Source organism: Litorivivens sp. (genome assembly GCF_041624475.1).
Taxonomy (GTDB): Bacteria; Pseudomonadota; Gammaproteobacteria; order Pseudomonadales; family Spongiibacteraceae; genus Litorivivens.
In genome coordinates this window covers 145,977-165,699 of record NZ_JBFJUX010000007.1, presented here as the reverse complement: position 1 = coordinate 165,699, position 19,723 = coordinate 145,977, and the positions used below count along the sequence as shown (strand labels likewise).

21 protein-coding genes and 1 pseudogene are annotated in these 19,723 nt (G+C 57.9%); 3 read left to right on the top strand and 19 right to left on the bottom strand.

Going from position 1 to position 19,723, the window contains the following annotated elements:
• The 3 genes and pseudogenes from ABY734_RS09945 to ABY734_RS09935 form a co-directional block, all read right to left on the bottom strand.
• A pseudogene (locus ABY734_RS09945) lies at positions 1-218 on the bottom strand (diaminobutyrate--2-oxoglutarate transaminase); the annotation flags it as partial.
• A gap of 158 nt (positions 219-376) precedes the next feature.
• Positions 377-1,546 carry a N(2)-acetyl-L-2,4-diaminobutanoate deacetylase DoeB2 gene (doeB2, locus tag ABY734_RS09940; protein WP_372778842.1) on the bottom strand — a complete coding sequence of 390 codons (1,170 nt, stop codon included), beginning with the start codon at positions 1,544-1,546 and terminating at the stop codon, positions 377-379.
• A gap of 136 nt (positions 1,547-1,682) precedes the next feature.
• The gene (locus ABY734_RS09935; protein WP_372778841.1) at positions 1,683-1,862 is read right to left on the bottom strand and encodes a hypothetical protein; all 180 of its coding nucleotides are present in this window, start codon (positions 1,860-1,862) and stop codon (positions 1,683-1,685) included.
• Positions 1,863-1,997: 135 nt separating this feature from the next.
• On the opposite strand from ABY734_RS09935, the gene dapE reads away from it, so the two are divergent.
• Positions 1,998-3,131 carry a succinyl-diaminopimelate desuccinylase gene (gene dapE, locus ABY734_RS09930; protein WP_372778840.1) on the top strand — a complete coding sequence of 378 codons (1,134 nt, stop codon included), beginning with the start codon at positions 1,998-2,000 and terminating at the stop codon, positions 3,129-3,131.
• Positions 3,132-3,147: 16 nt separating this feature from the next.
• On the opposite strand, the gene ABY734_RS09925 is transcribed toward dapE, so the two are convergent.
• Genes ABY734_RS09925 through gspC form a run of 13 tightly spaced genes read right to left on the bottom strand, consistent with a single transcriptional unit; the run spans position 3,148 to position 14,659 of the window.
• The gene (locus tag ABY734_RS09925; protein WP_372778839.1) at positions 3,148-3,933 is read right to left on the bottom strand and encodes a class I SAM-dependent methyltransferase; all 786 of its coding nucleotides are present in this window, start codon (positions 3,931-3,933) and stop codon (positions 3,148-3,150) included.
• Entirely contained in the window at positions 3,899-4,612 is a 714-nt protein-coding gene (gene gspN, locus ABY734_RS09920) for a type II secretion system protein N (protein ID WP_372778838.1), read from the bottom strand. The genes ABY734_RS09925 and gspN overlap by 35 nt, the downstream gene beginning before the upstream one ends.
• Positions 4,609-5,100, bottom strand: a complete 492-nt coding sequence (gene gspM / locus ABY734_RS09915) for a type II secretion system protein GspM (RefSeq protein ID WP_372778837.1) — start codon at positions 5,098-5,100, stop codon at positions 4,609-4,611. The genes gspN and gspM overlap by 4 nt, the downstream gene beginning before the upstream one ends.
• Complete coding sequence (gene gspL / locus ABY734_RS09910) at positions 5,097-6,230, bottom strand: type II secretion system protein GspL (RefSeq protein ID WP_372778836.1); 1,134 nt, start codon at positions 6,228-6,230, stop codon at positions 5,097-5,099. Before gspL ends, gspM begins: the two co-directional genes overlap by 4 nt.
• Complete coding sequence (gene gspK, locus ABY734_RS09905) at positions 6,227-7,201, bottom strand: type II secretion system minor pseudopilin GspK (protein WP_372778835.1); 975 nt, start codon at positions 7,199-7,201, stop codon at positions 6,227-6,229. Before gspK ends, gspL begins: the two co-directional genes overlap by 4 nt.
• Positions 7,188-7,820, bottom strand: coding sequence for a type II secretion system minor pseudopilin GspJ (gene gspJ, locus ABY734_RS09900; protein ID WP_372778834.1), 633 nt, complete (start codon positions 7,818-7,820; stop codon positions 7,188-7,190). The genes gspK and gspJ overlap by 14 nt, the downstream gene beginning before the upstream one ends.
• A gap of 5 nt (positions 7,821-7,825) precedes the next feature.
• Positions 7,826-8,182: a type II secretion system minor pseudopilin GspI gene (gene gspI, locus ABY734_RS09895; protein WP_372778833.1), complete on the bottom strand. Its 357-nt coding sequence runs from the start codon at positions 8,180-8,182 to the stop codon at positions 7,826-7,828.
• Positions 8,179-8,694, bottom strand: coding sequence for a type II secretion system minor pseudopilin GspH (gspH, locus tag ABY734_RS09890; protein ID WP_372778832.1), 516 nt, complete (start codon positions 8,692-8,694; stop codon positions 8,179-8,181). The genes gspI and gspH overlap by 4 nt, the downstream gene beginning before the upstream one ends.
• Positions 8,675-9,106: a type II secretion system major pseudopilin GspG gene (gene gspG / locus ABY734_RS09885; RefSeq protein ID WP_372778831.1), complete on the bottom strand. Its 432-nt coding sequence runs from the start codon at positions 9,104-9,106 to the stop codon at positions 8,675-8,677. The genes gspH and gspG overlap by 20 nt, the downstream gene beginning before the upstream one ends.
• A gap of 24 nt (positions 9,107-9,130) precedes the next feature.
• The gene (gene gspF / locus ABY734_RS09880) at positions 9,131-10,348 is read right to left on the bottom strand and encodes a type II secretion system inner membrane protein GspF (protein ID WP_372778830.1); all 1,218 of its coding nucleotides are present in this window, start codon (positions 10,346-10,348) and stop codon (positions 9,131-9,133) included.
• Positions 10,335-11,813 (bottom strand): type II secretion system ATPase GspE, encoded by a 1,479-nt coding sequence (gene gspE / locus ABY734_RS09875; protein ID WP_372778829.1) that lies wholly within the window; start codon positions 11,811-11,813, stop codon positions 10,335-10,337. The genes gspF and gspE overlap by 14 nt, the downstream gene beginning before the upstream one ends.
• Before the next feature lie 9 nt (positions 11,814-11,822).
• A complete protein-coding gene (gene gspD / locus ABY734_RS09870; protein WP_372778828.1) occupies positions 11,823-13,808 on the bottom strand; it encodes a type II secretion system secretin GspD in 1,986 nt (661 codons plus the stop codon).
• On the bottom strand, positions 13,805-14,659 hold the full coding sequence (gene gspC, locus ABY734_RS09865; RefSeq protein ID WP_372778827.1) for a type II secretion system protein GspC: 855 nt from the start codon (positions 14,657-14,659) through the stop codon (positions 13,805-13,807). Before gspC ends, gspD begins: the two co-directional genes overlap by 4 nt.
• A 160-nt stretch (positions 14,660-14,819) precedes the next feature.
• Between gspC and ABY734_RS09860 the strand changes: the two genes are divergently transcribed.
• Both ABY734_RS09860 and ABY734_RS09855 read left to right on the top strand, forming a co-directional pair.
• On the top strand, positions 14,820-15,689 hold the full coding sequence (locus ABY734_RS09860; RefSeq protein WP_372778826.1) for a lysophospholipid acyltransferase family protein: 870 nt from the start codon (positions 14,820-14,822) through the stop codon (positions 15,687-15,689).
• Between the two features lie 147 nt (positions 15,690-15,836).
• Positions 15,837-16,940, top strand: coding sequence for a phosphoribosylaminoimidazolesuccinocarboxamide synthase (locus ABY734_RS09855; RefSeq protein ID WP_372778825.1), 1,104 nt, complete (start codon positions 15,837-15,839; stop codon positions 16,938-16,940).
• A gap of 31 nt (positions 16,941-16,971) precedes the next feature.
• Here the strand turns inward: ABY734_RS09855 and ABY734_RS09850 are convergent, their stop codons facing one another.
• From ABY734_RS09850 to dapA, 3 genes are read right to left on the bottom strand one after another with little or no spacing between them, the layout of a single operon-like run.
• A complete protein-coding gene (locus ABY734_RS09850) occupies positions 16,972-17,730 on the bottom strand; it encodes an MBL fold metallo-hydrolase (RefSeq protein ID WP_372778824.1) in 759 nt (252 codons plus the stop codon).
• A 33-nt stretch (positions 17,731-17,763) separates the two neighbouring features.
• Positions 17,764-18,762: an outer membrane protein assembly factor BamC gene (gene bamC, locus ABY734_RS09845; RefSeq protein WP_372778823.1), complete on the bottom strand. Its 999-nt coding sequence runs from the start codon at positions 18,760-18,762 to the stop codon at positions 17,764-17,766.
• 8 nt (positions 18,763-18,770) lie between these two features.
• Positions 18,771-19,646 (bottom strand): 4-hydroxy-tetrahydrodipicolinate synthase, encoded by an 876-nt coding sequence (gene dapA / locus ABY734_RS09840; protein ID WP_372778822.1) that lies wholly within the window; start codon positions 19,644-19,646, stop codon positions 18,771-18,773.
• Positions 19,647-19,723: the final 77 nt, after the last annotated feature.

Below are 19,723 nucleotides of genomic sequence, written 5' to 3'. Positions count from 1 at the left end.
CTGTGGGCAACGCCGTCGGACTCAATAAACTCGACTAAAGCTTTTTTCATGCGCTCATTATTGTGCCCAAAATTAAGAACACCGGCGCCGGCAAAAAAATCGATATAGGACTTGCCCTGTTCGTCTATCTGGCGAGCGTTTTTGGCAGATGCAAAAACGGTGGGGAAACTACGGCAGTAACCGCGAATATTGGATTCCCATTGTTCAAATACTTCCATTTTCCGTTCTCCTCGACTGTAAAACTTCGTGGCTTCAGGAAGGGCTCGCAACCCCTTGAAGGTTCCTCAAAATAACGTTTGCTTATATACCAACATGTTTAACCGGTGATCGCAAAATGCAGCTACAACAGCGTGAATTTTGCCAGTAACGAATACGCTTAGGGGTTGACAGGTGGCATCGGCGCGCCAGCTAACTGCAGAAAGACCCGTGCCACATCGGGAATCAAAGCGTCCCGAAAATCATAATGCGGGTTATGACAGGGGTGGTCCGTCGAATCACCATCCCCGGCACCTATCAAAGCAAAGGCGCCCGGCACTGCATTCAGGTAATAACTGAAATCTTCCGAAGCCATAATGGGCACCGGCGTTTTATCGCACTGCCAATCGTCGCCGAGAACCGCAGCCAGTGCGGAACGCATCTGCCCAGCTTCGTCACTGTGATTGCAAGTGGCACCATAGCGGGGCACAACATCCACCTCTGCGCTCACACCGTAAGCGCTGGCACTGGCTACGGCAATTTCCCGAATCAGGTTTTCTACCTGTTCTCGCATATCGGAAGATTGCAGTCGGATACTGCCCGCAAGGCTTGCCGTATCCGGAATGACCGTTTCCGCGCTGCGCGCATCGATTGACGTCACACTGACCACTGCCGCGCTTTGCGCTGCAAGCCGCCGCGAAACAATCTGCTGCAAAGCCTGTGCCACCGCAGCAGCCGCCAGTACCGGATCACGGCAAAGTTCCGGCTGACTGGCGTGACCACCTCGGCCTCGCAGAGTTACTTTAAAGGTACCGTTGGCGGCCATTACAGCGCCGTCCGGACACACGGCTTTGCCGGCGGGAATCGCCGGCCAGTTGTGCCAGCCAAAAATGGCCTCCACCCCGTCCAACGCGCCTTCTTCAACCATTCGACGTGCGCCGTGGCCACCCTCTTCGGCGGGCTGGAACAACAGGGTTACCGGGCCGGGAAGTTTATTTTCGTGGGCGCGCAACCACCACAGGGCGGCAAACAGGGTTGCGGTGTGGCCATCGTGTCCACAGGCGTGCATGAAGCCGTCATTTTCAGACTGCCAGGGAACGCCGCTCGCCTCGCGAATCGGCAGCGCATCAATGTCTGCCCGCAGGGCGATATGACGGCCGGTGGCCCCTGCCGCCAGACAGGCCACGGTGCCGGTTTCGGCGCAGGCGCGCCAGGGAATGTCCAGTTCGTCGAGCAGGCCGCGAATGGTTTTCGCCGTTTCAAATTCAGACCAGGCAATTTCGGGCCGCCGATGCAGGCGGTGCCGAAGCTCCGTGGCCCGTTGTACGATGGACTGCCAGTCTGCTTGCATTTACTGCTCCAGCCAATTCGTTCGAATTAAAACCTAGAGTACAGCCTAGCAGGTCTGACATAAACTGCCCCCTAAAATTCAGTGGAAACCCCACTGACATCACAGAGACAAAATGGTAACCCAGCAGGAACGGCGATCAGTCCATCGCCAGCGTTCCCCTGACGGAAACACTTCGCTGCGGCTGGAACTCGGGCGCAGCCAGACGCCGGATTTGCCCGCCCTCGGCAAGGTACTGTTCAATCTGCTCCTTGATCTGCTGGCGCAGCTGCTCGTGAGACCTTGGCTGGTTAATCGCCGATCCTGCAGTCGCTGACATAAACACGAACCTCCTCCGATGAATTGAGGCTGTCAGCATAAGTAGCAAAAATGACAGGCGTGCGACGGCGGGGTTAAAGCTATATGTCACGGCAGAGTCTGATAAAATGGCGCCAACATTTTTCAAGGTATGCCCATGTCTCTCTCATCTACGCTCGAACTCACCTTTGATCTGATTCGCCGCGAGTCGGTTACTCCCGAAGACGCCGACTGTCAGCAGCTGATGATGAAACGTTTGGCCGACATTGGCTTTACCTGCACCGAGTTGAATTTTGGCGAAGTCAAAAATTTCTGGGCAGTGCGCGGTGAGTCAGGCCCCCTGTTCTGTTTTGCGGGCCATACCGACGTGGTGCCCACCGGCCCCAGCGATGCGTGGCGCAACCCACCCTTTGAACCGGCCATCATCGACGGCTTTGTTCACGGCCGAGGAGCCGCCGACATGAAAGGCAGTCTGGCCGCCATGATCACCGCCTGCGAAAGTTTTGTCGCCGGCAACCCCGACCATTCCGGTCGCATTGCCTTTCTTATCACCAGCGACGAAGAAGGCCCTGCGGTAAACGGTACAGTGAAAGTGGTCGAGTGGCTGCAGCAACAGGGAGAACAGATCGATTTCTGCCTGGTGGGGGAGCCCTCCTCCACCGAACAGGTAGGCGATATCATCAAGAACGGACGGCGCGGTTCGCTGGGCTGTCGCATGCTGGTGCGCGGTGTTCAGGGGCATGTGGCCTATCCCCACCTGGCGAAAAACCCGGTGCATCAGGCGGCGCCTGCATTGGCCGAGCTCGCCGCCACTGAGTGGGATCAGGGCAACGACCACTTCCCTGCGACCAGTTTTCAAATTTCCAATATCAATGCCGGTACCGGCGCCACCAACGTCATTCCCGGCACCCTGGAAGTTGTCTTCAATTTTCGCTTTTCCACCGAAACCACCGATCAGGCGCTCCGCGAGCGAACCGAAGCCATCTTTGCCAAGCACGGCCTGGATGTCGAACTGGACTGGAATCTCAGCGGTCAGCCCTTCCTCACCGCCGAAGGTGAGCTGGTCAATGCGACACTGAATGCGATTAAAACTGTGACCGGGCGTGAAGGAACCCTGTCCACCGCCGGCGGAACCTCGGACGGTCGTTTTATAGCGCCGACCGGCAGCCAGGTGGTTGAGCTCGGTCCGGTCAATGCCACCATTCACAAGGTGGATGAATGTGCGAAGGCCGCTGATATCGAGCAGCTTTCAGACATCTACACGGAAATACTGCGCCAGTTGTGCCCTTAAAATATAAGGGTGGCAATCAGGCCTTAACCAGCTGCTTAAGGCTTTTCAAGGGGTAAACGTCAAAGCGCACCGCCTTGCCCTTGATGGCAAAGCCGGGCTCGCGGCCAGCCAGCGGAGGCGCTTTCGTGCCCCGTTTAACCACCACCCGAAAATCGGCACTGGCAAGGGCCGCATTCAGCAGGGCCTCGCCATCATTGCCATGCCCCAGCAGGCTCTGAAATAACTGCATATCTTTTTTTGCCAATGCCGATTTGCCCGACACTGCAAACATCGGGTCGAGGTAGACCACATCGGCCCGATTCACGGCCAGATAGTCGCAGGCATTGAGACGGCTCAGGCCAAGTCGCTGCGCGACCTCAGCCAGCCCGGGCTCGGCGCGAAGGCGGTCCATCGCATTATCCAGCAAAGCACACACCACCGGATTCTCCTCCACCATCGTCACCGCCAAACCCCGCGACAGCAGAATCGCCGTGTCGCGGCCAAGGCCGGCGGTGGCATCAATCACCGAGGGTTTTACTGACAGATTGCCGGTAACCGCTTTCACTAGTAGCTCCGGGCCTTGCCGCCGCTGCTGAAGTGCGCGTACAAAATCCACTGCCACCGGGTGCTCACGGCTGCCAGCCCGCCCCAGACTCAGTACGCCATCCCGCCAGTAGAGAGACAGCGTATTTGCAGCAAGAGAATCGTCGTCAGTCAGCAAATCAAGCTTGAGCCGCTCGACGACCTGCCGACATTCAGCAGGCGGGTCACCGTGACAGATCAGCGCCTCAGGAGCGAAAGCGGATCTGGAAGCGTTTGCCATCGCGCGGCTGCCCAAGAAAATCGACAAACAGTTCAAATAAAGGGCCGGGAGGCGGTTCGACGGTCATATCAACATCGGCGCGGCCTTGCGGCGTTAATGTCGCCGTGCCCGACAGACGGAGAGTGTTGTCCGGCGCGACAGAAATCAACACCCTGCCTTTATCACAGCTAAGAGTAGCGCGAATATCACTGAGCTCAGGCAAGCCCTGGCCTTCCAGCTCGGACAGAATAAGTTCACCGTCGAGTTCAGCGCAGCGCCCATCGAGAAGTTTGGCCGTGTCGATATCAACAGCGATGCTCGCGTCGATACCCAAGCCCGGCAAGCCCAGCAAGGGGCGAAGGTTTTCAAACTGACTGCGCGCCTCCACCGCCGACAGCTTCAAGGCACTGCCGCTGCCGCCAAGCTGCCCTTCGGCGGCCACAGGCGCTGTAACCTGCAACGCCAACGGGGTAGCGCTAAACAGTCCACCAAACGAGGGCCTGGCCGATACGCCTTTCAGGCGAATGCCGTTGACCTGCACCCAGTCCGTGTGAATATTGAAAAGCGAACCCGATAGGGGAGCATGCGCGATTCCCTCGGGCAGTGACACCAGCCGAGAGATTAGCGAGGCGGGGAAAGTCAGGGGGAGAGCAATAAGGAAAGCGAGCCCAAAGGCCAGCAGTGCGCGCTTGACGGTCACAGTGATGCTCCCAGTGTCATGCGCACCGACACCTGTCCCGGCTGGGGCAGTTGCCCCATGGTCAGCGATTCAATAACAAGGCCCTGCTCCTGCATCTGGTGCAGATAGCGCAGCAGGTTCTGGTAATTGGCATCGGCAAAAAAGACGTTAAAGCGCTGCTCGCCGCCGGGCTCAATCCGCGACAGCGCGAGTCCCAGGCTCGCTGCGGTGCGGGTGATTTTCTGCTCAGGCGAGCCCGCCACCTGCACACCCGAATTGCGACCGGAACGACGGTAAAGCTCAATTTTTGCGGCGGCGCCCTGCATCCACTCCAGCGTATTCTGTCGAGCAGTTAGACGCTGCTGCTCACTCGCGCGCCAGTCCAGCAAAGGCTCCCAAATCAGAGCCCAGATCAGCAGGGGTATGCCAATCACCAGCGCCCCGTAGACGATTTGGCGCTCTCGCGGGGTGCGCTGGGTCATGCGCCAGTCAATCTCACGCCAGTTCATGATCCACCCTCCCGGGTCAGGCTTAATTGGCCCGCAACCCGCTCGCCATTCTGGCGAAAGGTGCCTCGACTGACCGACAGGCCCTGCCCCTGCAAGGCATTGCTGAAACTGTCGATTGCGCCGTAGTTGGCCGCATCAACGGTCAGCCGCAAACTGGTGCCCGCGGCCTGATACAGCAATTGACTGACCTGTATATCGGACTGGCCACTGAAGGCCGTCGCAACCGGCGCCAACAATGGCAGCAGCCCGCCTTCGCCCTGCTGACCTTCGAGGGCATTGAGCTGGCTTTTCATCTGGCTGCGCGCATTTACCACTCGGCGCGCATCGGGAAAGGTTTTGCGATAAAGCTCTTCGGCGGCCTGATCGTACTGGTCCGCCTGCGCACCGATCTGCAAGGCACTCAAGGCCAGCAAAGTCCAGTGCAGAACAAGGATCAGCCCGGCCGCGATCGCCGGCCAACGTACCATTGCCAGCGCGTCTTTGACCGGATCGTGCAGCGCAAAGCGCCCCTGACAGAGATTTACCTCGTCATTTTCACTGTGCTGAGCCAGTGCTTGCAGCAGCACACCTTCACTGCCATCCACCGTTACCTGCGTGAGTGAAGCTTCGTCCAGCGATTGCAGTGCCAGCCAGTCCTCGGCCAGCGCGCTTTCCAGTGAAGCGGCAGCATCCGGCAATTTTGCAATAACGCGATCGGCCGCCTTAACAATCACACCGCTGCGCAGCAGAGCGTAATCCGGCATCACCCGGCGAATGCGCATTCCCGATTGCTGCAGAAACTGGTGCCAGCGGGACATTCGCCCGCGCTCAACCACCCACACCCGGCAGGGTGTATTGGCCCGAATGCGCTCGTGGGCATAGTGCACCGCCTCAAGCTCGCAGCTAAGGCGGTCTTCAATCTGATAGGGTAAGGCGGAAACAGCAGCCGCGCCGGCAACCGGCAGGGTAACCGAAAACTGGACAACCTCCTCGCCCGGCACCAGCACGGTTACCGGCGTTTGCCGGCTCAGATGCTTGAGCTGTTCAAGGTCTGCCTGAAGCTGGCCGTGCTCAAGCACACGCCCCTCTTCCCACAACAGCCATTCACCCGCATCCTCTGCGCGCAGGGCCAGTAACAGTACGGCGCTCAAAACAGTTCTCCATAACGCCGCGCTACAAGGCTGGCTTTGTTGTTATCCAGTTTCATCAGGGATTGCAGATTAAACCGCGTATCGAAGTATAAAACGTTAATTGTGGCACGAAAGAAGGCAGACTGAACAGCCAGGGTCGCGCGGTAGTCTTCAGGTATTTCCTTGCCCGCCAGCAGCGGATCAGCCAACAACTGGTCGACACTTTCCCAGCCGTTCTCCGGTCGCTGCTGCAAGAGGGCTCGCGCATCTTCCTGTGAAATGGCCGCATTCAGCAGCGCTACCAGCAAGGGAGCCTGATCGGGACTGAGGGTATTCACATTGACGGCAGAGTCACTGACCGGCAAGACGCAAAGCATTTCCTCCAGCAGCGCCTGTTCCTGAACACTCAGTTCCGCCATCAGATTCAACTCCGTCAGGCTGACCATCAATTGGTTGGCGCTTTGCAGTGGCTGCTCACGATCGCTGTACACCAGATCTTCAGCCCCGTTAAGGCCATTGGGCTGGAAGTCTGCGTCGATCCAGTCCTGAATCCGCTCGCGCAGTAATTCAGCCCGCGCCTGCTCAAAACCCAACAGGCCCAACAAGGCGACAAACTGCTTTTGGCTGGCTGTCGGCGCCGGTTCCGCTTCGCCTGGCGTACGTGACACCAACAGATTGTTCACATTCAGGCAGGCCTGGGCATCGCGAATCCGGCCCTGCAGCATACCGCCGTCAATTGGAAACACCGCATCTTCGGTGGCCCAAGGCTGCCCCCTGTGAACCGGCTTGTCCGCCTCTATCTGTTCCAGTAGTGTGCGCGCCAGCTGTTCGCCGCCGAGGCTATACCAGTAGGCTTGGGTATTCTGACGCTGGTTATCCAGCCGCTTAACATTGAAACGCAACTGCTCGGTAATCTGCACCGCGACAATCGACAAAGTCGCCACCACCAGCAGCACAAAGATCATAGCCGCACCCCGCTCAGCCTGCTTCATCTTTGACTCCGGGCAACAGGGCAATCAGTTCGATCACGCCCCAGCGCCGGGTTTCCAGGCGCAGGGATACGGCCAGCGGCAATGCCAGCGAGTCGCCCGTAGCACTTACCTGCTCGGGGGGCCACTGTCGCTCCCACTTTTCGCCGCTGAAAAAGCCAAAACTGGCGTCGACAATATCGTCGGCCAGGCGCTGCTTACGCCAGCGCGTAGCGTTGATTGGATCCGGCACCGCCGCGCTGTAGCGGATCAGCTCGCCATCTTCCAGGGCATAGCGCACCCGCTCTAGCGAACTGCTCAGCGTTTCGCCGGGCAGCTGACGGCGGCCATCGCGGGCGAACTCCAGCAGAAACTGCTCGCCTTCGGCAAAACTTTGAATCGGCGCTGACTGCCGCTCGCCATAGAGATCCCGCCCCGTGCGGTTCAAAGTCTGCTCCAGATCGCGGCGCACCAGCGTCAGCGACAGACCGAGTTCTTCCAGATTGGCGCTACTGATACGCAGGTGCTTCTGGTTCTCCAGCGAGGTACCGAGCAAGGTACTGGCCAGTACTGCCAGCACCGCCAGAATCGCGATGGCGATCAGCAGCTCGATCAGTGTCAGGCCCGCGCTGCGCTTGCCCACCCCCCTCATAGCCCGGGCTTCCCGGCAAAGGCGCTCAGGCTTGCCAGCGGTGGCTCCGCCGGATCATCTCGAACATCCAGATCAAGGCGCAGTATCGCGTCGGTATCGGTTTTGGATACCTGTAATTCCCAGTAATACTGATAGGGACCCTGCACCGCCTTGCCATTGTCATTGGCAACGCGACCTTCCAGTTGCGCCATAGCCATCTGGTTATGCGCCAGCAGCATCGCAAACTGACGCCGTGCCAGTTCGTCCACATGCATGGCACTGCCACCAATAACTTTGGCCAGAGACACGGCGCCGACGGCAAACAACAGCAGGGCCACCATGATTTCCAGCAGAGTAAAGCCGCGCTGCTTCATGACTGCGGCTCCAGCGTCAGACTGTCAGTGAACTGAAACTCGGCGGTGCGGTTGCGGTGAGTAATCACCAGCTGGAAAGGCGATACCTGGCCGTCGTTGGTAAACAGAATCTGGGGGGCTTCGTAATCCTGAGTAAGATCCAGCCGCCGGGATTCGGTTTCCAGAAACATGGGGAAATCGACAGCGCGCTCCTGCAGGGATTTAAGACGCTTGTCGGCCACCACATCCCAACCGTCCTCGCTGCGACGCAGCAGTTCCGGACGCCCCTCTCGCCAGACGATGCCGTGGGTAAGCCCACTGAACACCGCTTCCTGGCGGGCGTAGCGAAACAGGGCGACCATGCGTTCAGCCATGGTGCGCACGTCACGCTGACCGTTGTCGGAGGGCAGCGTCAGTACCGCAACCGTGCTCATCAGGCCGATAATCAGCACCACCAGCAGGATTTCCAGCAGGGTAAGGCCCCGCTGGCGGCTTGGAATCTGTGCTGCGCGATTACCAGTTGCCGATATCACTGGCCAGACCTTCTCCACCTTCATCGCCATCGGCGCCAGTGGAATAAAGATCGAAGGGGCCGTGTTCACCCGGTTGCAGGTACTGGTACTGATTGCCCCAGGGGTCCTGTGGCAGCCGCTTGATATAACCGTCGCTGCGGTAGTTACGCGGCTCCGGTGAGGAGGTCGGCTTGTTGACCAGCGCGTCCAGCCCCTGATCCGTGGTGGGATAGCTGTGGTTGTCCAGCTTGTACATATCCAGCGCCTGCTCCAGCATCGCGATATCGGCGCGGGCTTTTTCCACCATGGCACGGTCCTGATTCTGCAGTACGTTAGGCGCTACGATGGACACCAGCAGCCCGAGAATAACGATAACGACCATGATTTCCAGCAGGGTAAAACCTGCGGCGCGTTGCAGTCTGACTGTATTCACACTCACCTCTTTAATGCTCCGTTACTAAAAACCGGAAAGATTGTTCAATTGCAGAATGGGCAGCAGTATCGCCAGTACAATGGTCACCACCACCAGCCCCATTCCGACGATCAGCAGCGGCTCCAGCAGGCTGGTCATGATGCTGACGCGCGCTTCAACTTCCCGCGCGAGATTGTCCGCCGAGCGGCGCACCATGGTATCCAGCTCACCACTCTGCTCACCGCTGGTAATCATATACACCGCCATCGGCGGTAATTCGTCCATCTGCTGCAGGGCAAAGCTGAAGCTCTTGCCCTCGCGGACATCGTTGGCGACCTGCGCCATGCCCTCCTGCAGATGGAGATTATTCAGCGTGCCGAGCCCCACCTTGATGGCCTCTATCAATGACACACCGCTGGCCAGCAAAATGGCCAGCGTGTGCAGCATGCGGGCCGAATCCACCGACAGCAAGACGTCGCCAACCAGCGGAACGCGCAACAGCCTCCGGTGCACCCGTTTGCGACGGTCTGTATCCTTCAGCCACCAGCGCCCGGCCAGAAACAGTAAAGCGAGCAACACAAGCGCATGCACCCAGTAACTGGCCATACCTTCGCTGATCGTGATCAACACCCGGGTCAACAGCGGCAGCGTCTGACCATAGTGATCAAACTGGGCCACGACTTTGGGCACCACGTAAACCATCAACACCCCGATAACCAACACGGCCACCACCGTCAACGCAATCGGGTAGACCATCGCCTGGGTGACGGTTGAGCGGAGCTTCTGAGCGTTTTCCGTGTAATCGGCCAATTGCTCAAGCACCTGCCCCAGATCACCGGACTGTTCCCCTGACGCCACCAATGAGCGGAAAACCGGCGAGAAAACCCGCGGAAAATCGCGCAGGCCGTCGGCCAGACTATGCCCTTCCAATACCCGCGAGCGCAGGCTCATGACCACCGATTGCAAACGCCGATGCCGGGTCTGCCGCGCGGTGGCGTGCAGGGCTTCCTCTAGCGGAATACCCGACTGCACCAGAGTAGAAAGATGCCGGGTAAACAGCGACAGGTCGTTGACGCTGACGCTCTGCAAGAACGCAAAACCACCACCGCTGCCGGATTGTTTTTTGCGGGATTCGCTGACTTCAACCGGTATCAGCTGCTTTTCGCGCAGCTGAGCCCGTGCCAATCGATCGGAGTCGGCTTCGAGGATGCCGCGCTGGCGTTTGCCGGTGGCATCCAGTGCCACATAATCATAAGCTGGCATCGTCAGAGTCCTCGCGCACACTGCGCAGCACTTCATCAATGCTGGTCGTACCTTCCAGCACCAGCCGCCGACCTTCGTTCAACAGCCGGGTCATATGGCCGCGCGCCGCATCTACGATGGCCTGTTCGCCAGCGCCGTTGTGAATCAGCTCGCTGACCTTGCGATCGACTGTCAGTAGCTCGTAGATACCACTGCGACCGCGATAGCCGGTTTGATGGCAGGACTCACAACCCTTAGCGAGATAAGCCGTATTGCCAGCAAGATTGCGATCACCCAGCAGGGCGGCTTCCGCCTCGTCCATCGGGTGCGGTTCACGGCAGTCCGTGCAGAGCTTGCGCACCAGACGCTGGGCCAGAATGCCTTTCAGGCTCGAAGAAATAAGATAGGGTTCGATGCCGATATCGACCAGTCGAGTGATCGCGCCAACGGCATTGTTGGTGTGCAGCGTCGAGAGCACCAGGTGACCGGTCAAACTCGCCTGCACGGCAATTTCAGCCGTCTCGCCGTCGCGAATCTCACCGACCATCACCACATCCGGATCCTGGCGCAGTATCGCGCGCAAGCCGCGGGCGAAGGTCATGCCGACCTTGGTATTGACCTGGGTCTGACCAATCCCGTCGACGGCGTACTCGATCGGGTCTTCCACCGTCAGAATATTGCGGATGCGATCGTTCAACAGCGTCAGCCCGGCATACAGGGTGGTGGTCTTGCCCGAACCGGTCGGACCGGTAACCAGAATGATGCCATTGGGGTTTTTCAGCAGCTGGGTAAAGCGCTCCAGGGTACCGGCAGGCATTCCCAGGTGGGTCAAATCAATACGAGCCGCCTGTTTGTCGAGCAGCCGCATAACCACCCGCTCGCCATAACTGGAGGGAATGGTTGAGATCCGCACATCCACCGAACGGCCGGCAATTTTCAGGCTCACGCGGCCATCCTGCGGCACGCGCTTCTCGGCGATATCGAGCTTTGCCATGACCTTGATACGCGACACCAGCAGCGGTGCCAGACGGCGATTTGGACTGAGTACTTCCTGCAGAATGCCGTCTACCCGCAGGCGCACCGACATCATTTTTTCGTAGGTTTCGATATGAATATCCGAAGCCCCCAGCTTGAGGGCTTCGGCAAACAGGGCGTTGATCAGGCGAATAACCGGGGCGTCGTCCTGGGATTCGAGCAGATCCTGCGACTCCGGAATGTCCTCAATAAGCTTATCCAGATCCACTTCGTTGCTGATATCACCAATGGCTTCCATACCCGCCGCGCCGGATTGTTGCTGATATTCAGCGTTGATTTTTTCAGCAAGAATCGCCGCTTCACAGCGCTCGGTCGCAACACCTCTACCCAGCGCTCGACGCACTTCGGTCAAGGCTTCCGGCGGGGTGTTGTCACATATCAGCAGCGTACAGCTCTCGCCCTCGCCTTCCAGCAGGACCTGATTTTTGCGCGCATAGGAATAGCTCAGCATAGTGCCGCCCTACTCCTCGGGCTGCGCGGCAGGCTCGACGTCCGCTTCCAGCTCCGGCATCACACCCGCCGGTGACGGATCAAGGCCGGTCCAGGCCGGCAGTACCGGCGCCTTCGCTTCCGGAAACAGGTTGATCCCGCCTTCGTGCAACATGATCTGCTGGGCGCGAATATAGTTGTATTTTTCTGACGACAGTCCACGCAGGGTTTCCGAATCCCGCACGATGGTGGGCCGGATAAAGACCATCAGATTGCGCTTCACTTTCTGGGTGCGATCGGCGCGGAAAAGTCGCCCGATGATAGGCATGTCACCCAATATCGGCACTTTCTCGGTAGATTGCTGGATATCGTCGTCAATCAGGCCGCCGAGAACGATGGTTTGATTGTCATTGACCAGCACCGAGGTCTTGATGGTCCGTTTGTCGGTAATGATATCCGAGGCGGATACGCCGCTGAGCGACGAGACTTCCTGCTCCAGATTGAGTTGCACCGCGTCACCTTCATTGATCTGCGGCGTAACCGTCAGCTTGATGCCGATTTCCTGGCGAGTAATGGTCTGGAAGGGATTATTGTTGTTTGCGCTGGCGGTGGAACCCGTGATGACCGGCACTTCACTGCCCACCAGAATCGACGCTTCCTGATTATCGAGCGTCAAGAGGCTCGGGGTAGACAGAATGTTGGATTCGGTGTCACTGGCTAATGCCGTCATCAATGCGCCAAAGCTGAAGCCGTTATCCCGGATTTTGCCAACACCGACAGAAACCCCCTGCAGACTGCCCAGCACACCGGCCAGCGCTTCACCACCGGCACTGGCCGCGGAGGCCACATTGAAAATACCCGCCGGCGAGGCAGAGCCAAAGTTTACTCCACCGATCGGCGCAGTCCCGGAGGGGTCGCCACGGAACAACCATTGCACACCCAGTTCTTTGGCGCGGCGATCTGTCAACTCGATAATGATAGCTTCAACCAGCACCTGAGCGCGGCGAATATCGAGACTGCTGATAACGCTGGCCAGGTTGCGAATGATATGAGGGCTGCCCGAGAGCACCACAGAATTGGTCTGCCCGTGGGCCTCGATATTGATATTGCTCTTGCTGGCGGACTCTTTCTCGCCTTCCTGCTTGAGCATGGCCTCACTCACGCTTTTCAGCACCGGCACCATTTCGTCGGCCTTGGCATAGCGCAGGTAGTGAACCTTTACGTTGGAGGAGGTTTTGATTTCACTGTCCAGTTCGCGAATCAGTTTCTTGAGGTAGGCGCGCGAATTCTGGTCACCGAAAATCACCAACGTATTGGTGCGCAGATCGGAGGTGATAATCGGCTTCGGGGTACCCTGCTCTTTGGCCTGATCGTTAATCAGCTTGGTTAGTATTCGTTCAAGCTCCTTGGCCGAGGCATTTTCCAGCGGTACCGTTTCCATGGACTGGGAGTCGGCTCTATCAACCTGCTGAATAATCTGCAGCAGACGCCGGACGTTAGATTCGCGATCGGTAATCAGAATGACATTGGAGGCGCTGTAAGGCGTAATCACCCCGGTGCGGTTATCAATCAGCGGTCGCAGCGATGGAATCAGCTTGTCCACATCCACATTCTGCACCTGCACAATGCGAGTGATGATGGATTCGCTCTGCAGGGACTCATCCCCTTCCACCTGAACCTCAATACCCTCAATTTTCGCGGCCTGATTGGGAATGACTTTGAGGATACCGTTGCCCATATCTACCACCGCGAAACCGCTGACGCCGAGCTGCAGCAAGAAAACCTCATACAGCTCCGAGCGATTGAGTTGTCGCGGGCTCTTGATGTTCACGTCACCTTTGACGCGATCATCCATAATGATGGTTTTATCGGTGAGCTTGGCCACCGTATTGATGAACTCGCGGATATCAACCCCGCGCATATCCAGCTCAAAGGTTTCTTCGGCCACTGCAGGCACAGAAAGCAAGGCGATACTCAAGGCCAGAACACTGCAGGCCCGCCGGAAAATTTTCATCATAGATTCAGTCTTATTGTCTGCTGCTGCCCGTTGCGGCGGATTTCCACCTCAACCGACTGGCTATTGTTGACGGAGTTTAACAGATCGCTCACTGGCGCTTCACCCACCCGCAGGTTGTTGATGGCGACCACCACATCCCCCGGATGCAGGCCCAGCTGGCCAAACAGGCGCTTGTCTCGGCCCGGCTGTACCCGAAAGCCCAGGGTTTTCCCGTTTTCCACATAGGGCTGGGCGGAAATATAGCGGGTCAGGCGCAAGGGATTGTTATTCAGTGTCTGCTTCGGATCACCCACCAGGCGGCGAATGGAGGGATCATTGAGATTAATGGTTTTGCTGGGGTATCCATCGCGCTGCACCACGCGCACATCATTGCGACCTATGCCGCGACGCAATTTTTCCAGCTCTATTTTCTCATTACCACTGGCGCGGGAGATGATCACATAGTCCGGCGCCACCGCCGCCAGGGTTATGGTCTCACTTACATCCAACTGGTCGCCCACTTTATAGGCGTATTCCTTGCCATCGTGCTTGAGAATGGCAACCCCGGTATCACCGCCGGCGACCACCCCCAGTAAGGTGATACGCAGATTGCTGCGTTTAACGTCCTCGCTGATCGGGGCCGCAACCACCGCCCGACTCGCCTCACCGAACAGCGGCACTGAAACCAGGGCATTCAGGTCATAGGCGGCCGGTTCAGGCGTCGCAACGGCCGCTGCCACAGCGGGTTCGCTGTCTATTTTCACCGGAGTGAACAACAGCACCAGTTCCCAGACTAGCAGCGCCGCCAACCAACCGGCGAGCGCAAACAGCAGCGTGCTCGCGAGGGGAATATAGCGTTGAACTGTCTGCATAAAACCTGTATCTCTTACCGGCATGGCTTCGTGAGGCTGGAATTACGGGTACCCTGTGGTGACCAAACGCCGACAAGCATCACAACATCGGCCGATTATTATAAAGTCTGATTGTGAAATTTCCGTTACTATACGCGCTCCAGCACTGCAATACAGCCCTATGAACGCCCTGATCAAAGCCCTGTCTTACATCCCCATGCCCGTGCTGTACGCTCTGGCTGCCTGCCTGCGGGTGCTGGCCTTCGATGTTGTCGGCTATCGACGCAAGGTCATAGATAAGAACCTCCGGATAATGTTCCCGGACGCAAGCGATGCCGAGCGCAATCGCATCCGCCGGGAGTTTCAGCGCAATTTCAGCGAAGCGGCCATTGAAACCCTCAAAGGCTTCAGTATGAGCGAAGAGGAGCTGCGAGATCGCGTCACGATTGAAAACCCGGAAGTGCTGGCGCCTTTTATAGAAAAGCAGCAGTCCATGCTTATTGTGACCCTTCATCAGACCAATATCGAATGGATGGTCGGCCGTATTTGTCTCGCTCTGCCCTGCCCCGTGGCCGGCGTCTACAAACCCCTTCACAATGAAAGGATGGATAGCATCATCAAAGCGGGACGAGCGCGCTTTGGCAAACCCATTCCCATTAAAAACGTAGCCCGGGAAGTGCTTCGTCAGCGCAAATCCTTTCGCGCCATGCTGCTGGCCGCCGACCAGTCGCCCATCAGCCGCGAAAAACGCTTTTGGCATCCCTTCTTCAGCCAACGCGCGCCCTTTTACTATGGGCCGCAGACCATTGCCGAAGCCGGTCAGTCGGTTGTAATCTTCGCCCACCCACGCCGGCTTAGCCGTGGCCGCTACAGTATTCGCTGGGAAATACTGGCTGAACCGCCCCACACCAGCGGCGGCACAGAAATACTGGAACGTTTTATTGAGGCCTGCGAACGCTCGGCCCGGGAACAGCCGGAAAGCTGGTGGATCAGCAACAAAAAGTGGAAGAAGCCCAAACCCTGGGAAGCCGAAGCATCCAGGCCGAGCTGAGCCCAAGCGGACAGCGATGGCAAGCCGCGCAGTATCTGCTAGAATCGGCGACTTCACTCAGCCCTCCACCTGATACCCCCGCAAGCAAAGGGTGGCTGGCTTCGCATTTGATTCAGCCTGCGCGCGCTATTTCAGGACAACACCAGCATGAGTCTTGCCGACACGGTTTTGGCGGTAAATAACGATCTTCCTATCCGTACCGACGCCCCGGTGCACAGCGGTAAAGTACGCTCGGTTTACTGGCTGACAGAGGCTGACAGTCGCCGCCTGATCGCCGAGAAAAGCTACGACGTGGCCGCCGATGCCCCGCTGGCCATTATGGTTATCAGCGACCGCATTTCCGCCTTCGAATGCATCTGGCATGGCGAAGGCGGCCTGCAGGGGGTGCCGGGCAAAGGCGCAGCCCTGAATGCCATCGCCAACCACTGGTTCCAGCTGTTTCGCGATCAGGGGCTGGCCGACAGCCATATTCTGGATATTCCCCACCCCTTCGTCTGGATCGTGCAAAAAGCCCGCCCGGTGATGATTGAAGCCATTGCCCGACACTATATTACGGGCTCCATGTGGCGGGCCTACGCCAAGGGCGAACGCGAATTCTGCGGCATTGCGGTACCCGACAATTTACAGAAAGACCAGAAGCTGCCGGAGCTGCTGATCACCCCTTCCACAAAAGGCATTCTCAAAGGCCTGCCCGGCGTGCCGGAACAGGATGATGTGAATATCACCCGCGCCAATATCGAAGACAACTTCGCCGCCTTCAATTTTTCCAGCAAAGCCGACATCGACCTCTACGAAAAACTGCTCAGCGACGGTTTTGAACTGATCAGCAAAGAGCTAGCCAAACTCGACCAGATCTTTGTGGATACCAAATTTGAGTTTGGCTACGTCACCGACAAGGCCGGCAATGAAAAACTCATTTACATGGACGAGGTGGGCACCCCGGATTCCTCGCGCATCTGGGACGGCGCAGCCTACCGGCAGGGCGAAATCGTGGAAAATTCCAAAGAGGGTTTTCGGCAACTGCTCCTCAGCCACTTCCCCGACCCGGATATATTGCTGAATAAAAACCGCATGACTGAACGCGCTGCACTGGCGCGCGACAACGCCTTACCCGAAGCAGTCATGCTGCAGGTATCCAAAACTTATGTAGATATTGCGGAAAAGATCACCGGAGAAAAACTGACGCTGTCGGAGAACCCTAAAGCTGAGATCATTGAGATTCTGCGCGATCAGTACGGGCTGATCGACTGAGCTGACGCGGCGCCGGATAACGCTGCTAACCCTAGTTTATCGCCAGCCAGTCAAAGCCGGCTTCCTGATCCGCAGACAATACCGCTTCGCAGTGCGTCATCACCGCAGCCAAGGCCTGCTCTGCCAGGGCGACGGTGTTATTTTTCTCGCTGATATGCGCCATCACCAGATGCTGCAAGCGGGCCTGCTCCACCATCGACAGCAATTGCGCCGCCTGATGATTGTTCAAATGCCCCCAGTCACCCCCAACTCTGCGCTTCAGGCTCGGCGGATAAGGCCCAACTGCCAGCATGTCGCTGTCGTGATTGAACTCTAATACCAGCGCGTCGCAGTCCCGATACTGCTCAATCACAAAGGGCGTAATACTGCCCAGATCCGTCAACAGGCCGAGGCGCCGCCCACGGTTGGCGAACACATACTGGCAGGGTTCGCGCGCATCGTGGGGCACAGCGACAGCGGAAATTTCGACATCGCCAATAAGAAAGGTGCCGTGGGTATTCACTTCGCACAGGCCGGGCAGCCCGGCCATACCCTCGTACTGGGCTGTGCCGTGAGTGGCATAAACCGATAAACCGTACTTGCGAGCTAGGGGACCGACCCCCTTGATATGGTCCGAATGCTCATGAGTCACCAGGACGGCACTCAAATCATCTGCGCTGCGACCAAGCCGTGCCAGACGGCGCTCGGTTTCCTTGACGGTGAAGCCGCAGTCGATCAGCAGGCAGGTATCACCGGATTCAACCAGTGTCCCGTTGCCACGACTGCCGCTTCCCAATGAAGCAAAACGCATGTTGTGTTTTATTTTGCCTGTGAGGAATCAGTATCAGGAAATAAAGCCCTTGATCTGTTTCAGTACCCGATCAATGACGTCCGCATCACTTTGTTCGCCTTCCTGCGGCACAACGCGAATCTGCATTTCATTTGAGCCGACTTCAATCATCTGCACAATGAAGGCATCTACATCCAGTTCCTTGTCTTTCAACAGGCGGCGAAACCACAGAGCTTTATCGCTCTCACCATCAATGGTCACCCAATAACGCCCCTGACTGCGATCGCGGTCATCCACCACAAAACCAGCCTTGTTCAAGGCATTTTCCAGCGAGGCCCAGGCACGATCAAAGGGCAACAACAGACGAATGTAGGGGGGCTCGCCCTGCTCGAGGAAAATTTTCCCGCCGGTTTCAGCATTGCGTTCCGCCAGCATAGAAACACTGCTCGCCGCCTCGGAATCGGCCAAATACTGAGCCAGGGCCATGGTCATGTCCTGCTCGCGCTGCTCACTGAAGGAACCCCGCGGCCAGTGGCCCTGGTCATTATCAACCACCGACTGCAGAACGTAGATTTCGCTGGTGCCACGCTGAACACCCTGCTCTATGCGGAAGCGAAACCGCTCACGCGGCAGATCTTCGCTGCGCGGCTGAACCCAGCCGGTTTCGATAATGCCGTTAACCGCGTCGGTGCGAGCCACCGGAAAACCGCCCAGATTGAGGAAACCGCGCAAGCGGGGCCAGATCTGGCCCGGCGAACCGTCGAGCAGTATCCAGCGGTCTTCACCCATTTTCTGAATGCGCACCACCCCCTGCTCGACATCTTTGATCAGAGGGTCCGGCTGAGGCACAGCAAACTTGCCCGGCAAAACGGTGTGGGATTCGATGCCCGGTACGCGATAGCTGTCATGCAGCGCCGTACTTTCAATGCCCGGCGGCAAAACGAGAGGCTTGGTCAGCTGGGCCTGACGGTAATCATTGGCGCGATCACGCCAGGTACACCCGCTTACCAGCATAACAGTCAGTACTACAAACCAGACACGGCTCATCAACATTCGATAACTCACAGAACAGAAGCCGATTTCAGTGCCTCACGCAATTCGTCACGCGCCCACTCGCCCAACGGCGTCAGCGGCAGACGAATCCCCTGCTCCATGCGCCCCATTTCGTAGAGGGCCCACTTGACCGGGATCGGGTTGGATTCCAGAAACAGCTTCTGATGAAGGATTTCAATCGTCTTATTTATACGTTCAGCCGTTTCGCGATCACCCGCGATGGCTGCCCTTGTCATTTCTCCGACCTGCACCGGTGCCACATTGGCGGTCACGGAGATATTTCCGACCCCACCCAGCAGCATCAGTTCCATGGCGGTAGCGTCGTCGCCGGAATACACCGCCAGACGGCCAGACACGCCATCAATCAGAGCCTTGCCGCGCACCATATCACCTGTGGCGTCCTTGATACCGACAATATTATCGATGTCCGCCAGCCGGAAAACCGTCTCGTTGCTCAGGTCGCAGGCAGTGCGCCCCGGCACGTTGTAGAGAATCTGGGGGATATTGACCGCCTCGGCAATGGTCTTGTAGTGGCGGTACAGCCCTTCCTGGGTCGGCTTGTTGTAGTAAGGAGTGACCAGCAGACAGGCATCGGCACCGGCCTTGCTGGCAGACACGGTCAGTTCAATGGCTTCCGTGGTCGAGTTGCCGCCAGTGCCGGCAATGACCGGAATACGGCCAGCCACACGGGCGACCACGCTGCGAATCACCTCACAGTGCTCGTCCATATCCAGAGTCGCCGATTCACCGGTCGTGCCGACGGCCACAATCGCATCGGTACCGCTTTCGATGTGCCAGTCGATCAGGTTGCCCAGCCCCTGCCAGTCAAGACTGCCGTCTTCCAGCATGGGGGTCACCAGCGCGACCATACTGCCGGTAATCATTTACACTCTCCCAAATTAAGCAAGGCGCTAATGGTAATGGTGGGTCTGCCCAAGCTCAAGCGACTTTTACGGCCCGC